At 62.9% G+C, this 15,048-nt stretch carries 15 protein-coding genes and 1 other RNA gene; 4 read left to right on the plus strand and 12 right to left on the minus strand.

Annotation, left to right across the window (positions count from 1 at the left end):
- Positions 1-68: 68 nt before the first annotated feature.
- Positions 69-1,199 carry an anhydro-N-acetylmuramic acid kinase gene (locus CI15_RS04280; RefSeq protein ID WP_174543201.1) on the plus strand — a complete coding sequence of 377 codons (1,131 nt, stop codon included), beginning with the start codon at positions 69-71 and terminating at the stop codon, positions 1,197-1,199.
- Positions 1,200-1,340: 141 nt separating this feature from the next.
- Here the strand turns inward: CI15_RS04280 and erpA are convergent, their stop codons facing one another.
- From erpA to rplM, 3 genes are all read right to left on the minus strand, one after another.
- Complete coding sequence (gene erpA, locus CI15_RS04285; RefSeq protein ID WP_013090506.1) at positions 1,341-1,706, minus strand: iron-sulfur cluster insertion protein ErpA; 366 nt, start codon at positions 1,704-1,706, stop codon at positions 1,341-1,343.
- Between the two features lie 233 nt (positions 1,707-1,939).
- A complete protein-coding gene (rpsI, locus tag CI15_RS04290; protein WP_062124633.1) occupies positions 1,940-2,332 on the minus strand; it encodes a 30S ribosomal protein S9 in 393 nt (130 codons plus the stop codon).
- Between the two features lie 11 nt (positions 2,333-2,343).
- A complete protein-coding gene (rplM, locus tag CI15_RS04295; protein ID WP_013090508.1) occupies positions 2,344-2,772 on the minus strand; it encodes a 50S ribosomal protein L13 in 429 nt (142 codons plus the stop codon).
- Positions 2,773-3,410: 638 nt separating this feature from the next.
- Between rplM and CI15_RS04300 the strand changes: the two genes are divergently transcribed.
- On the plus strand, positions 3,411-3,833 hold the full coding sequence (locus tag CI15_RS04300; RefSeq protein WP_026226035.1) for an OsmC family protein: 423 nt from the start codon (positions 3,411-3,413) through the stop codon (positions 3,831-3,833).
- A 92-nt stretch (positions 3,834-3,925) separates the two neighbouring features.
- Here the strand turns inward: CI15_RS04300 and rnpB are convergent.
- The 3 genes from rnpB to pyrC all read right to left on the minus strand — a co-directional run bounded on the left by rnpB (position 3,926) and on the right by pyrC (position 6,371).
- An RNA gene (gene rnpB, locus CI15_RS04305) (RNase P RNA component class A) lies at positions 3,926-4,339 on the minus strand.
- 35 nt (positions 4,340-4,374) lie between these two features.
- A complete protein-coding gene (locus CI15_RS04310; RefSeq protein ID WP_062124635.1) occupies positions 4,375-5,298 on the minus strand; it encodes a DUF3025 domain-containing protein in 924 nt (307 codons plus the stop codon).
- 11 nt (positions 5,299-5,309) lie between these two features.
- Positions 5,310-6,371 (minus strand): dihydroorotase, encoded by a 1,062-nt coding sequence (gene pyrC / locus CI15_RS04315; RefSeq protein WP_062124637.1) that lies wholly within the window; start codon positions 6,369-6,371, stop codon positions 5,310-5,312.
- Between the two features lie 163 nt (positions 6,372-6,534).
- Here pyrC and CI15_RS04320 point away from each other — a divergent pair, with 163 nt between their 5' ends.
- A complete protein-coding gene (locus CI15_RS04320) occupies positions 6,535-7,470 on the plus strand; it encodes a class II glutamine amidotransferase (protein ID WP_075643649.1) in 936 nt (311 codons plus the stop codon).
- Between the two features lie 101 nt (positions 7,471-7,571).
- Here the strand turns inward: CI15_RS04320 and CI15_RS04325 are convergent, their stop codons facing one another.
- The 6 genes from CI15_RS04325 to CI15_RS04350 form a co-directional block, all read right to left on the minus strand.
- A complete protein-coding gene (locus CI15_RS04325) occupies positions 7,572-8,297 on the minus strand; it encodes an amino acid ABC transporter ATP-binding protein (RefSeq protein WP_062124640.1) in 726 nt (241 codons plus the stop codon).
- Positions 8,294-8,971, minus strand: coding sequence for a glutamate/aspartate ABC transporter permease GltK (gene gltK / locus CI15_RS04330; RefSeq protein WP_062124642.1), 678 nt, complete (start codon positions 8,969-8,971; stop codon positions 8,294-8,296). Before gltK ends, CI15_RS04325 begins: the two co-directional genes overlap by 4 nt.
- On the minus strand, positions 8,971-9,711 hold the full coding sequence (locus tag CI15_RS04335; RefSeq protein ID WP_062124644.1) for an amino acid ABC transporter permease: 741 nt from the start codon (positions 9,709-9,711) through the stop codon (positions 8,971-8,973). The genes gltK and CI15_RS04335 overlap by 1 nt, the downstream gene beginning before the upstream one ends.
- A gap of 91 nt (positions 9,712-9,802) precedes the next feature.
- Positions 9,803-10,696: a glutamate/aspartate ABC transporter substrate-binding protein gene (locus CI15_RS04340; RefSeq protein WP_062124646.1), complete on the minus strand. Its 894-nt coding sequence runs from the start codon at positions 10,694-10,696 to the stop codon at positions 9,803-9,805.
- 280 nt (positions 10,697-10,976) lie between these two features.
- Positions 10,977-12,299 (minus strand): Glu/Leu/Phe/Val family dehydrogenase, encoded by a 1,323-nt coding sequence (locus CI15_RS04345; RefSeq protein ID WP_062124648.1) that lies wholly within the window; start codon positions 12,297-12,299, stop codon positions 10,977-10,979.
- A gap of 162 nt (positions 12,300-12,461) precedes the next feature.
- Positions 12,462-13,418, minus strand: a complete 957-nt coding sequence (locus CI15_RS04350) for a LysR family transcriptional regulator (protein ID WP_062124650.1) — start codon at positions 13,416-13,418, stop codon at positions 12,462-12,464.
- Between the two features lie 164 nt (positions 13,419-13,582).
- On the opposite strand from CI15_RS04350, the gene purB reads away from it, so the two are divergent.
- A complete protein-coding gene (purB, locus tag CI15_RS04355) occupies positions 13,583-14,971 on the plus strand; it encodes an adenylosuccinate lyase (RefSeq protein WP_062124653.1) in 1,389 nt (462 codons plus the stop codon).
- The last annotated feature ends 77 nt before the right edge of the window (positions 14,972-15,048 follow it).

Raw genomic sequence — 15,048 nt, forward strand, 5'->3', positions numbered from 1 at the left:
TCTTCGGCCGCGCTTGCGTCGATAATCTGCTACAACGAATCGCAATGAACATCGACAGGAGCAGCGACGTGGCGCAAGACCCCGCAGACGGCATCTATTTCGGACTGATGTCGGGAACCAGCATGGACGGTGTGGACGGCGTGGCCGTCCGGTTTGCCAAAGGAAAACCGCCCGAGGTGCTGGCCGAGGCATTCGTCGGCTTCTCGGCCGGCATCCGCGAGGCGCTGTTCGCGCTGCAGCAGCCGGGGGACAACGAGATCGAGCGCGAGGCGCTGGCCGCCAATGCGCTCGCGACGCGCTACACGGTCTGCTGTCACGATCTGCTGCGCGACAGCCGCGTGCCCGCCGAAGAAGTGCGCGCGATCGGCGTGCATGGACAGACCGTGCGGCATCGGCCCGAAAAGGGCTATACCCGGCAGATCAACAACCCGGCACTGCTCGCGGAAATGCTGCGTATCGACGTGGTCGCCGATTTTCGCAGCCGTGACGTCGCGGCCGGCGGCCAGGGCGCGCCGCTCGTGCCCGCTTTTCACGCGACGATCTTCGGTGCGAAGGACGAGACTCGCGTCGTCTGCAATCTGGGCGGCATCAGCAACATCACGATACTGAACGCGACCGGCGGCGTGCGCGGCTTCGACTGCGGCCCGGCCAACGCGCTGCTCGACGCATGGGCGGAACGCCATCTCGGCAAGCCATTCGACGAAAACGGTCATTTCGCGGCGAGCGGCCAGGTGGACCGCAAGCTGCTGAACGCGCTGCTCGACGAACCGTTCTTCGTCGAGCAGCCGCCCAAGAGCACCGGCCGCGATCTGTTCAACACCGCCTGGCTCGACGCGAAGCTCGAGCCGTTCGCCGCACTTGCGCCGGCCGACGTCCAGGCAACGCTCGTTGCGTTGACCGCGGTGACGGTTGCACGTGAAATCGAGCGGCATGCGTCGGACGCGCGCGCGGTGTACGTGTGCGGCGGCGGCGCGCGTAATCCGGAGATCATGAAGGCGCTGCAGCAGGCGCTCGAAGACAGCGGCGTAAGCGGCGTGCCCGTGTTGACGACCGATGCGCTCGGCGTGCCGCCGAGCCAGGTCGAGCCGCTCGCGTTCGCGTGGCTCGCGATGCGTTGCATCGCGCGTCTGCCGGGCAATTTGCCGGGCGTGACAGGAGCGTCGGAGGAACGGGTGCTGGGGGCGATTTATCCGCGCTGACGAAAGGCGGGGGCGGGGGCGGGAGCGCGGGCGGCGAAACTTACGCCTGTTGCCGTGACATGGCGACTTAGCGCCGCGAGAGGCATGAAAAAAAACGGGGCCGAGGCCCCGTTTTCGTTGTGGCTCGACGAGCCGCTGCGCTCAGACCGAGAACGACGAACCGCAACCGCAGGTCGTGGTCGCATTCGGGTTCTTGATGACGAACTGCGCGCCGTTGATGTCGTCCTTGTAATCGATCTCTGCGCCGACCAGGTACTGGTAGCTCATCGAGTCGATCAGCAGCTGGACGCCGCTCTTGTTCATCACGGTGTCGTCTTCGTTGATCGCTTCGTCAAACGTGAAGCCGTACTGGAAGCCCGAGCAGCCGCCGCCCTGCACGAACACGCGCAGCTTGAGCTCCGGGTTGCCTTCCTCATCGATCAGTTGCTTGACCTTGTCAGCCGCTGCGTCGGTAAAGACGAAGGGGGCCGGCATTTCGGTTACGGGGGTGTCGGTGACTGCGTTCATTCGAACTCTCCAAAAAGCTTTAACCGATATTGTAGGGCCGATCCGTATATCGTGCTGAAGCCCACAAAATCAATGGGTTCTTGTTGCAAGGTCGATGCAAGGCGATTCGTTGCCGATCGAGCGAGCGAGACCGGCCCCGCGCCCCGGCGAACCATAAAAAAAGCCGCCTTCGCGCGTGGCGTTGGCGGCTTTTGCTGCAAACCGGCGTGAACGCCGGTCCACACCCGAAACGATTAACGCTTCGAGAACTGCTTCCGGCGACGTGCCTTGTGGAAGCCGACCTTCTTACGTTCGACTTCACGAGCGTCACGCGTAACGAAGCCTGCCTTCGACAGTTCCGGCTTCAGCGTTGCGTCGTAGTCCATCAGCGCGCGGGTGATGCCGTGGCGAACCGCACCGGCTTGACCCGTTTCACCGCCGCCCGTCACGTTGACCTTGATGTCGAACGTGGCGCCGTGGTTCGTGAGTTCGAGCGGCTGACGCACGATCATCAGCGACGTTTCGCGCGAGAAGTAGTCGGCGATGGGCTTGCCGTTCACAACGATGTCGCCCTTGCCTGCCTTGATGAACACGCGAGCGACGGCGCTTTTGCGGCGGCCCGTGCCGTAATTCCAGTTACCGATCATGTGGGCTCCCCTTAGATCTCGAGCGCCTTCGGCTGTTGTGCCGAATGCGGATGCGTTGCGTCTGCGTAGACCTTCAGCTTCTTGATCATCGCGTAGCCGAGCGGGCCCTTCGGCAGCATGCCCTTGACCGCTTTCTCGAGCGCGCGGCCCGGGAAGCGTTCCTGCATCTTGCCGAACGTCGTTTCATAGATACCGCCCGGGTAGCCCGAGTGACGGTAGTACTTCTTGTCGGTAACCTTGTTGCCCGTGACCTTCAGCTTGCCGGCGTTGATAACGATGATGAAATCACCGGTGTCGACGTGGGGAGTGAATTCAGGCTTGTGCTTGCCGCGAAGACGGTGTGCCACTTCGCTGGCGACACGCCCGAGAACCTTATCCGTCGCGTCAATCACGTACCATTCGCGCGTCACCTCATGGGCTTTTGCGGAAAACGTCTTCATGATCGATCCAAAAAAATTGCTGCGCCCAATGTGTTCTTTCCTGCTTGTAGTGTGCGCATCGAGGCGCGTGCAGGCTCTCCCTGGTTCTTCCTCCGCGGGCGCGGATGCGGAAAAGCCCTGAATTATAAAGGAATTTGTGTTCGCAAGTCAAAACGCGCGATCCGACTGCCTCGAATCGTCCGAAAGCGGCGATAAACGCTGAGCGATAGCGAGCGAAAAAAAACCCGAACGAGCGGTTCGGGTTTAATCCACCAAAGGAGGAGGTGGAGGAGACAGCGGAGGTTGCAGAACTGCTGCAACGATGGGATGAATTATAAAAGTCACCCTTGTGCGACGCAAGAACATTTGCATTGCGAAACGCGATTTCACAATGTGACAAATTCTTGGTGCGGAACACGTTTTAAGGAAACTCCTTTTGTATCAAGCACTAAGGATCAAACAATCTGAACCGCATCAGGCATCTTCTAGAGTAAAACCCCTAAATCACTTGGCGAATTCAGGAATTGCCCGCCCATTCCGCACCGCAGCAAGAAAGCAATCCCTGTGCGTAGATCCGGGATGCGCTCGGCCTGCGCGAATTGTCAGGCACCGGGCTACAATGCCGACTCGATATAGCGATGCGCGGTGGGAGTGACAGCATGGAATGCAAAGTAAGCTGGATGGGGCAAGACGGGATGGCGTTCGCGGCCGAAACGGGCAGCGGTCATCTGGTCGCGATGGACGGCGCACCCGAAGGTGGCGGCCGCAACCTCGCGCCGCGTCCGATGGAAATGGTGCTGCTCGGCACCGGTGGCTGCACCGCCTACGACGTCGTGATGATCCTGAAGAAGAGCCGCCAGGAGATCGCCGGCTGCTCGGTCACGCTGAAGGCCGAGCGCGCAAGCGAAGATCCGAAGGTGTTCACGAAGATCCATTTCCACTTCACGGTGACCGGCAAGAATCTGAACCCGGCGACCGTCGAGCGCGCGATCAATCTGTCGCACGACAAGTACTGCTCGGCGTCGATCATGATCGCGAAGACTGCCGAGCTCACCCATTCGTTCGACATCGTCGCCCTCTGAGCGCATAGCGATAGCGGCGGCCCAGGCCGCTCTGCCAGCGCCCCAAATGAAAAAGCCGGCGTCCCAACGGACGCCGGCTTTTCTTTATTCAGCGGCAAAGCAGGCCGATAAGCCGGATTCTGTGCACGCGCCGCGCCCGAAGACGCGACACGCGTGGCAGCCATTCCTCTAGGCGCGCCATTACTAACGCGCTCAAGCTTCCTACCCGCAGACGAGACGGGGGCCCCGTCCTGCATCTCGAAGATGCGCGCCTGCCTACTTGGAATTGCTCCGGGTGGAGGTTACCGTGCCGGTCTGTCTTGCGACAGCCGCGGTGCGCTCTTACCGCACCGTTTCACCCTTACCTGATCCCGGCTTGCGCCGGGCCATCGGCGGTTTGCTTTCTGTTGCCCTGTTCCGCGTGTCGCCACGGATGGCCGTTAGCCATCACCCTGCCCTGTGGAGTCCGGACTTTCCTCGCCCTCGTTGGCCGAAGCCGTCGAAGCCGCGACTGCCTGGCCTGCTTTGCTGGCGCGGATTTTAACACCGAACGCGAATGCGCCTAGCGCTGGCGCCGCCCCGCCCGAAACACGGACGTGTCGTCGTAGAACGTCGGCGATTCGTTGTCCGGCCACCAGCCCGGAATGCCGAGCACGGGCAGCGGCGCGAACATGCGACTGGTCAAAGCGTCAGTGTCTAGCAGCGCCGCGGCGACTGCCTCGTCGAGCCATGCGTCGCGCGCGGCGCTATCCCATTCGAAATACGCGGCCGGTACATCGACGATCCAGGCATGGCCGGTGCAGCCCTTGAACGGCGCGATCAGCTTTTCCAGCAGCGCATGACCGAAGCAACGCACTTCGCAGCCGCGCCGCCACGCAGCGCGCCGCGCGACCAACAGCGTCTGCCAGTCGAAGCCGCGCAGCGCGGCGCCGAGCGAAGGATCGGCGCAAGCAAAAAGCACTGCGTTTTCGTCGAAGAGGGTCAGCATGTCGCGCACGCCGCCACGCGTCGGGCCGACGCCGAGCAGGTCGAGTTCCGCGGATTGGCGCGCGTTCAGCGCCGCCTTGATGCGCGGGAACGCGAACCACATCGAGCCATTGAAGAAGTCGTGCAGGTTGTGCCGCGTCGGCACGCAGCCGGTCGACGCGATATGCGCCTCGTACGCGGCACCCGCCGGTAGATCGTCCTGCGCGATGAACGCCAGCCGCTGGCCGCGGCCTGTGGTCTGTTGCAGCTGGGCGGCGTCGGCGTTCATCGCGGCGAGCAGGTCCGCGTAGCCGGTCAGCGCGGCTTGCTGCCAGCGCCGACCGCGCGCGGCGAATTGGGCGAACCATGGCAGCGACCAGTCGATTGCCGCAAAGCCTTGTGACACAGGATCGGGCTCCACGCCGCGCGCAACGCCGGCCGCCGCTTCATGCGTTACCGCAAGGCCCGCTTCGGCCGCCACCTGATCTTCGGCCCGCTGCCCCGCCTCACGCTCGCGCATCTAGCGCAGCCTCAAACGAGACGCCAGCCGATCGACTCGCCGCCTCGCAGCGGCACGACCGGCGTATCGCCCGCCGGCAGTTCAGCCGGCAGCGTCCATTCCTCGCGACGCAGCGTAACCTTCTCCGTATTGCGCGGCAGACGGTAGAAATCCGGACCGTGGAAGCTCGCGAAGCCTTCGAGCTTGTCGAGCGCGCCGGCCTTGTCGAACGCTTCGGTATAGAGTTCGAGCGCGTGCAGCGCCGTGTAGCAGCCCGCGCAGCCGCACGCGTGCTCCTTCAGCCCCTTCGGATGCGGCGCGCTGTCGGTGCCGAGGAAGAAGCGCGGATTGCCCGAGGTCGCCGCCTCGACCAGCGCGACGCGATGCGTCTCGCGCTTGAGCACCGGCAGGCAGTAGTAATGCGGACGGATGCCGCCCTGGAAGATCGCGTTGCGGTTGTACAGCAGATGGTGAGCGGTGATCGTCGCGCCAAGCAGTTCCGGTGCGGCGCCCGCTTCGCGGATGTAGTCGACCGCGTCCTTCGTCGTGATGTGCTCGAACACGACCTTCAGCGCCGGAAATTCGCGGCGCAGCGGCGTCATCACGCGATCGATGAAGACCTTCTCGCGGTCGAACAGATCGATGTCCGAATCCGTCACCTCGCCGTGCACGAGCAGCGGCATGCCGACTTCCTGCATCACTTCCAGCGTCTTCGCGCACTTCATCAGGTCGGTGACGCCCGCGTCGGAGTTCGTCGTCGCGCCCGCCGGGTACAGCTTCACGCCGTGCACGAAGCCGCTTTCGCGCGCGCGACGGATTTCGTCGGGCGGCGTGTTGTCGGTCAAATACAGCGTCATCAGCGGTTCGAACTTCGCGCCCTCGGGAATCGCGGCGATGATGCGCTCGCGGTAAGCCCGCGCCATCTCCGTCGTCGTGACCGGCGGCTTCAGGTTCGGCATGATGATCGCGCGACCGAACTGGCGCGCGGTGTCAGGCAGCACGGCCGCGAGCATCGCGCCGTCGCGCACGTGCAGGTGCCAGTCGTCCGGGCGGACCAGGGTGATGGAATCGGGGGAAGCGTTGGAAGCAGTCATGGCAGGGAAACGAGACCTCGCGCGCCTGGCAGATCGACCGGTCAAACCGCTTTGTTGCGGCCCAAACACATGTCAATTTTGCTATTTGGCGTCTCCGGCTCGGTGATATGCTTGGAAAATCATCATTGTAACGGCTCGCTCCGTTCACAGGCTCACCAGCAACATGTGCCAACTTCTCGGAATGAACTGCGCCGCGCCGACGGACGTCACGTTTTCCTTCACCGGCTTTGCCGCGCGCGGCGGCGTCACCGATCACCACGCCGACGGCTGGGGCATCGCTTTCTTCGAGGACAAGGCCTGCCGGTTGTTCATCGATCATCAATCGTCGGCCACCTCGCCGATCGCCGAGATGGTCAAGCGCTACCCGATCAAATCGAAAAACACGATCGCGCACATCCGCAAGGCGACGCAGGGGCATATCCTGCTCGAAAACTGCCACCCGTTCATGCGCGAACTGTGGGGGCGTCACTGGATCTTCGCGCATAACGGCGATCTGCAGGCGTACGCACCGGAGTTGAACGGCGTGTACCAACCGGTCGGCACGACGGACAGCGAGCTCGCGTTCTGCGCGCTATTGCAGGGTTTGCGCAAGGCTTTTCCGGGCGCACAGCAGCCGCCGCTTCCCGAGCTGTTTGCCGCGCTCGAAGCACTCACACGCGAAATCACGCAATACGGCGTGTTCAATTTCCTGATGTCGAACGGCCAGGCGCTGTTCGCGCATTGCTCGACGCATCTGCACTACCTCGTGCGTCGCTGGCCGTTTTCGACCGCGCATCTGGTCGACGCCGACGTGTCGATCGATTTCGCCAAATACACGACCCCCGAAGACCGCGTCGCGGTGATCGCCACCAAGCCGCTGACCGACAACGAAGTGTGGACCGCGTTCCAGCCCGGCGATCTGCTGATGTTCCAGCACGGCGAAGTGATCGGGCGAGCTAACGTCCCGGTGCCGCAGTCGGTGCTCGAAAAGCTGCGCAATCCGGCGCTCGATGCATCGGCATCGGCCACGACGATCGCGGCGTCGGGCGGAACCACGCATCCGCCCGACAGCGAAACCGATCTCGAAGCCGCGGACGACGCGGCGGCGTTCGAATCGTAAGCCGCTGCCGTCACCCTCGGCACGGGTAAAAAAAGCCGCTCCTCGGAGCGGCTTTTTTCCATTCGACGCCGAGCCTCACGAACGAGGCCCGCGTGCCAACCTCAGTGCAGGATCTTCGCAAGAAAATCCTTCGCGCGATCCGACTTCGGATTCGCGAAGAAGTCTTCCTTGCGATCGTCTTCGACGATCAAGCCCTTGTCCATGAAGATCACGCGATGCGCGACCTTCTTCGCAAAGCCCATTTCGTGCGTCACGCACATCATGGTCATGCCTTCCTGCGCGAGTTCGACCATCACGTCGAGCACTTCGTTGATCATCTCCGGATCGAGCGCCGAGGTCGGTTCGTCGAACAGCATCGCGATCGGGTCCATGGAGAGCGCGCGCGCAATCGCCACGCGCTGCTGCTGACCACCGGACAACTGCCCCGGATACTTGTCAGCGTGCGCGCGCAGACCCACGCGCTCGAGCAGCTTCAGGCCCTTCGCGGTCGCCTCGTCGCTCGAGCGGCCGAGCACCTTGATCTGCGCGAGCGTCAGGTTCTGCACGATCGACAGATGCGGGAACAACTCGAAGTGCTGGAACACCATGCCGACCTTCGAGCGCAGCTTCGACAGATTGGTTTTCTTGTCGGTCAGCGACTGGCCGTTGATGACGATCTCGCCCTTCTGGAACGGCTCGAGGCCGTTGACGGTCTTGATCAGCGTGGACTTGCCCGAACCGGACGGCCCGCACACCACGACCACTTCACCCTTTTTGACTTCCGTCGTGCAGTCGGTCAGCACCTGGAAATGGCCGTACCACTTGGAAACATTCTTGATAGAGATCATCTTGCGACCTTTTTCTGAAGACCTTTGACGAGGCTCGCCGCGATCACGCAGATCACGAAATAACACGCGCCCGCGAACAGTACCATCTCGACGTTCGTGCCGTCACGATCGCCAATATTCGTGGCCGTGCGGAAGAAGTCGGCGAGGCTGATCACGTAGACGAGCGACGTGTCCTGAAACAGCACGATACCTTGCGTGAGCAGCAGCGGCACCATTGCGCGGAACGCCTGCGGCAACACGATCAGACGCATCGCCTGTGCGTAGGTCATGCCGAGCGCGAACGACGCGTTGACCTGACCGCGCGGCACCGCCTGAATGCCGGCGCGGATGATCTCCGAATAATACGCGGCCTCGAACAGCGAGAACGCGACCATCGCCGACGCGAGCCGGATGTCGATATCGGGCGACAGACCGAGCACGCTTTGCAGCACCTGCGGCACGATCAGGAAGAACCACAGCAGGACCATCACGAGCGGGATCGAGCGGAACAGCGTGACGTAGATCTGCGCGAACCATTCGAGCGGTTTGATCGACGACAGTCGAAACATCGCGAGAATGGTGCCCCAGATGATGCCGAACACGATCGCGATCAGCGTGATCTTGAACGTGATGATCGCGCCGGTCCATAGCGTAGGCAGCGCGCCCGGAATACCGCTCCAGTCGAAATGATGCATCACTTGCCTCCGATATAGCCGGGCAGCCGGGTCTTCGCTTCGACCCAGCGCATCAGTTGCATCACGATCAGATTGATCAGCATGTACGCGACCGTGACCGCGATGAACGATTCATACGTCTGCGACGTGTAGTCGACGAGCTGACGCGCCTGCGCGGACAGATCGAGCAGACCGATCGTCGAGGCAACCGCGGAGTTCTTGAAGATGTTCAGAAACTCGGAAGTCAGCGGCGGCACGATGATCCGGTACGCGACCGGCAGCAGCACGTAGCGATACGTCTGCCATTGCGTGAAGCCCACCGCGAGACCGGCCGCGCGCTGCCCGCGCGGCAGTGCGTTGATGCCCGAGCGTACCTGCTCGCACACGCGCGCGGACGTGAAGAGACCCAGACATAAGATCGACGACGAGAAGAACTGCGCGCTCGGCGGTAATTGCTTGAACCAGTTACCGATCGACACGGGCAGCAGCTCCGGTATCACCAGATACCAGATGAAGAACTGCACGATCAGCGGAATGTTGCGGAAAATCGCGACGTAGACGGTGCCGATGCCCGACGCCCATTTGTTCGGCACCGTGCGCAGCACGCCGAACAGCGAGCCGACGACTAGCGCGATCACCCATGCCGACAGCGACACGGTGACGGTCACCCACAGCCCCGACAGCAGCCAGCCCAGATAGGTAGTCGGCTCGCCCGTGGAGACGGGACTCAGCAGAATGCCCCAGTTCCAGTGATATGACATGACCAAGACTCCAGCAAAAAGAAACGGAAGAAGCGCGTGGCCCCTTCCGTTTCGTTCAGCGTTTCGAAAGTGTCGAAAAAGCGGCTAGCGTTTAGTCGATTGCCTTGTCGTTCGGGTTCTTGAACAGCGCACGCATGTCGTCGCTCATCGGGAAGTTCAGGTTCAGGCCCTTCGGCGGGATCGGCGATTCGAACCAGCGCTTGTAGATCTGCTCGCCGTCGCCCGACGTCTGCACCTTCGCGATCGCATCGTCGGCGACCTTCTTGAAGTCGGCGTCGTTCTTGCGCAGCATGCAGCCGTACGCTTCGCGCGATTGCGGCGTGCCGACGATCACGAAATCGCCCGGATTGCTCGACTTCGCGCGCTCGCCCGCGAGCAGCGCGTCATCCATCATGAACGCGGCGGCGCGACCGGTCGACAGCGTCAGGAACGACTCGCCGTGATCCTTCGCGCTGATGATGTTCATGCCCATGTTCTTGTCCTGGTTCATCTTGCGAAGCAGGCGCTCGGACGTGGTGCCGGCGGTCGTCACGACCGTCTTGCCTTTCAGGTCCGGGAAGTCCTTGATGCCGGAATCTTTCTTGGTCATCAGGCGCGTGCCGATCACGAAGATCGTGTTCGTGAAGGCGGCCTGCTGCTGGCGCTCGAGGTTATTCGTGGTGGAGCCGCACTCGATGTCGACCGTACCGTTCTGCACGAGCGGAATCCGGTTCTGCGACGTAATCGGCACGAGCTTCACCTTCAGGTTCGGCATGTTCAGCTTCTGCTTGACGGCCTCGACGATCTTCATCGCGTAATCTTGCGAGTAGCCGATCACGTTCTGCTTGTCGTCGTAATAGGAAAACGGAATCGACGATTCGCGATGGCCCAGCGAAATGACGCCCGTGTCCTTGATCTTTTTCAGCGTGCCCGAGTCTTGCGCGTGCGCGCCGACCGTAAACAATCCGAGAGTCGCGAGCAGCAGCGCAGCCTTATTAATCTTCATCTTGATCTCCTTGGCAAGAACCGGCGCCAGTGTAGCAAAGTAATTTTTCTGAAAGTATTGCTATTAACCATGTTGTTGCGCGCACGCCGCGACGGGCCCGGGGCGCCGTCGCACCGCCGTTTCGCGCGCATGCGAAGGCGGGCGGCATCGATAGATGCCGCCCGCCGGTCAAACACGCCGTCTTGTGGACCGCGCTGATGCAAAAGTTGCGGCGGTTGTGCCTCCCGGCCCGAATCCCGGGCCGGGTAACCGCCAATACAAACAGAGTAGAAAAGGTCGATCAGGGATACAAGCCGCGCATTTCGCGCGCTTGCAGAATCCGCTTACACGCGACGATGAACGCCGCCGTGCGCACCGACACATTCTGCTCGCTCGCCACCTGCCAGACCGCCGCGAACGCTTCGCGCATCACGCGCTCGAGCCGCTCGTTGATCTCGTCCTCGGTCCAGAAGAAGCTCGAGAAGTCCTGCACCCATTCGAAATATGACACTGTCACACCGCCCGCATTCGCAACCACGTCCGGGATCACGAGGATGCCGCGATCGTGCAGGATGTCGTCGGCCGCCGTGGTGGTCGGGCCGTTCGCGCCCTCGACGATGATCTTCGTCCTGATCTTGCCGGCGTTCTTTTCGGTGATCTGATTTTCCAGCGCCGCCGGAATCAGGATGTCGGATTCGACCGTCCAGAATTCATCGTTGGCGATCGCGTCGGCTTCGGGGAAGCCGCCCACGCCGCCCGTCTTCGCGACGTAATCGAGCAGCGCGACCGCGTCGATGCCGGTGGACTTGTACACCGAGCCCGTGTGGTCCTGCACCGCGACGACGCGCGCGCCCGCTTCCTGGAACAACCGCGCGGCGATTCCGCCGACGTTACCGAAACCTTGCACCGCGATACGCGCGCCTTCGATGTCGAAGCCGATGCGGCGAGCCGCTTCGCAGCCGACCACGAACACGCCGCGGCCGGTCGCCTCGCGGCGGCCGAGCGAGCCGCCGAGCGTGATCGGCTTGCCGGTCACGACGCCGGTGGCCGTCTGGCCCTGGTTCATCGAGTACGTGTCCATCATCCACGCCATGATCTGCTCGTTCGTGTTCACGTCCGGCGCGGGGATGTCGGTATTCGGTCCGATGATGATGCCGATCTCGCTCGTGTAGCGGCGCGTCACGCGCTCCAGCTCGCCACGCGACAGCGTGCGCGGATCGACGCGGATGCCACCCTTCGCGCCGCCGTACGGCACGTTCACCGCCGCGTTCTTCACCGACATCCACGCTGACAGCGCCATCACTTCGGAGAGCGTAACGTCCTGGTGATAACGCACGCCGCCCTTGCCCGGACCGCGCGACACGTTGTGCTGCACGCGATAGCCCTCGAAGTGCGCGACCGTGCCGTTATCGAGTTCGATGGGCACGTCGACGACGAGGATCCGCTTCGGGCGCTTCAGGGTTTCGAGCCAGCGGGACAGCGAGCCGAGATACGGCGCGACGCGGTCGACCTGGCGCAGGTAGTTGCCCCAGGGGCCGAGGTCGTCTTTATTCAGGTAGGAGGGAACGGACTGCAACGTTGATGCGGCTTGGACGGATTGGGCGGCTTGTTGCTGGGATGACATGAACGCTCCGGCGTTTGATCGAGTACGGGCATTGTGGAAAAACGCCGCATCGAAATCCAATGCCGTTTCCTTATCCCGTTATGTTTATTTTGCATAACGTTCGGAAAGCCGCAAATTCGCGTCGTCGGGACGTAGGTTCGAACGCGAGTTTTATGCCGGGTTTTATGCGCTCCCCTGCCGGAGTTCCTCCGACACCACGTCCCATAACTGCCGCACGAGGATCTGGCGCGCGTCGTCGCTTTTCGCGGCAAGCTTGTCGCGGTACAGGCGAATCTCCATGCTGAGCGTCAACTGTCCTTCGGGCGTGCCGCGCACCGCGCGATCGAGGCGGATCAGCCGGCCTTCGGCCACCGCGTCTTCGACCGCGCTATGCGGCAGAAACGCGATGCCGTGACCGGCGAGCGTCATCGCCTTGAGCCCCTCGGCCATGTCGGTTTCGTACAGCCGGTCCAGGTACAGGCGCTGCGGCGCGTTCGCGAGAATCACCTCGGTCATGCGCCCGAGGTACGCGTTCGGCGTGTACGACAGATACGGCGCGGGCGCATCGGCCGAGCCCGGCAGCGTATGACGCGGACGGCCCGCGCGGCCCGGCGCCGAGAACGGGCTGATCGGTTCGTGGCCGAGCGTCAGCATGTCGTAGCGCGCCGGATCGAGCGCGACCGGATGGCTCGGATGGTGATAGCCCATCATCAGATCGCAGCCGCCTTCCACCAGCGAGAGCGCCGCGTCATGCACATTCAGCGCGCGTAGCCGCGTGTGGATCGGCCCCATCTGCGCCTCGATGCGCTGCAGCCAGCGCGGGAAGTACGTGAGCGACAGCGTGTGCGGCACCGCGAATTCGATCGTCGCCTGCGGCGTCGCCGTGTGGCCGCGCAGCAGCGCGCGCGCCTCGTGGAATTGCGACAGCATCGCGAGCGCCTGTTCGTTGAACACCTGGCCGGCCGCCGTGAGCCGCGTCGGATAAACAGAACGGTCGATCAGTTCCGTGCCGAGCCATGCTTCGAGCGCCTGGATGCGGCGCGAGAAGGCCGGTTGCGTGACGTGGCGCAATTCGGCCGAGCGGCTGAAGCTACGCGTTTCCGCGAGCGAAATGAAGTCTTCGAGCCATTTCAGTTCCATGCGATTGCGCTTGCCGGCGAGAGGGAAGAAGTCTGCATTCTAGCGGCGCCGGTTGCGGCCGACGCATCCGGGCAAGCCCAGCTCGTCACGGTGGTAAAATCCACGGTTCCCTCCGTTCCCGACCCGCTCGCTGAGCGCTCAACCGCTTCAACCCGGTCCCCATCATGTCCGACACCCGCCCCGACACCCTGTTCGCGCTGAACGCGCTCTCCCCGCTCGACGGCCGCTATGCCGCCAAAACCGAAGCCCTGCGCGACTGGCTCTCGGAAGCCGCTTTCATGCGCAATCGCGTGACCGTTGAAATCCACTGGCTGATCGCGCTGTCGCGCGCCGGCTTCGCCGAAGTGCCGCGCTTCTCCGATGCGTCCGAGCAGTTCCTGCTGCAACTGGCCGAGCGCTTCACCGCGCACGACGCCGCGCGCATCAAGGAAATCGAGCGCGTGACGAACCACGACGTGAAAGCGGTCGAGTACTGGCTGAAGGAATCGGTCAAGGGTCAGGAAGAACTGGAGCGCGCGAGCGAGTTCATCCACTTCGCCTGCACGTCCGAAGACATCAACAACACCTCGCACGGCCTGATGCTCGCCGGCGCGCGCGAACACGTGATCCTGCCGGCGCTGCGCTCGGTGCATCAACGCCTCGTCGCACTCGCGCACGCCCAGGCCGGGCAGCCGATGCTGTCGCGCACGCACGGCCAGCCGGCCAGCCCGACCACGCTCGGCAAGGAAATGGCCAACGTCGCCGCGCGTCTCGCGCGTGCGATCGAGCGTATCGCGAAGGTCGAACTGCTCGGCAAGATGAACGGCGCGGTCGGCAACTTCAACGCGCATTTGTCCGCGTATCCGGAATTCGACTGGGAAGCGTTCTCGAAGGACGTCGTCGAGAACCGCCTGAAGCTCACGTTCAATCCGTACACGATCCAGATCGAGCCGCACGACTACATGGCCGAGTTGTTCGACGCGGTTTCGCGCGCGAACACGATCCTGCTGGATCTGGACCGCGACGTGTGGGGCTACATCGCGCTCGGTTACTTCAAGCAGCGCACGAAGGCCGGCGAAATCGGCTCGTCGACGATGCCGCACAAGGTCAACCCGATCGACTTCGAAAACTCCGAAGGCAACCTCGGCCTCGCTAACGCGACGCTGCGCCATCTCGCCGACAAGTTGCCGGTGTCGCGCTGGCAGCGCGACCTGACCGACTCGACGGTGCTGCGCAACATCGGCGTCGCGTTCGGCTACTCGCTGCTCGCGTACGACTCGCTGATCCGCGGCCTCGACAAGCTCGAAGTCAACGCGCAGCGTCTGAACGAAGACCTCGACAACTGCTGGGAAGTGCTGGCCGAGCCGGTGCAGACCGTGATGCGCCGTTACGGCATCGAGAACCCGTACGAGCAGTTGAAGGAACTCACGCGCGGCAAGGGCATCACGCGCGAGGCGCTGCAGAGCTTCATCGGCGGTCTGGCGATTCCGCAGGACGCGAAAGACCGTCTGCTCGCGATGACGCCCGGCTCGTACATCGGGAAGGCCATCGAGCTGGCGAAGCGGATCGGTTGATCAGCCGGCCCAGCTTCAGCAGCGCATAAAAAAAGCCGCTCCTCGGAGCGGCTTTTTTTCGTCCTGCGTTCGCAGCT

Origin of the sequence: Paraburkholderia monticola (genome assembly GCF_001580545.1) — a bacterium.
Lineage (GTDB): Bacteria > Pseudomonadota > Gammaproteobacteria > Burkholderiales > Burkholderiaceae > Paraburkholderia > Paraburkholderia monticola.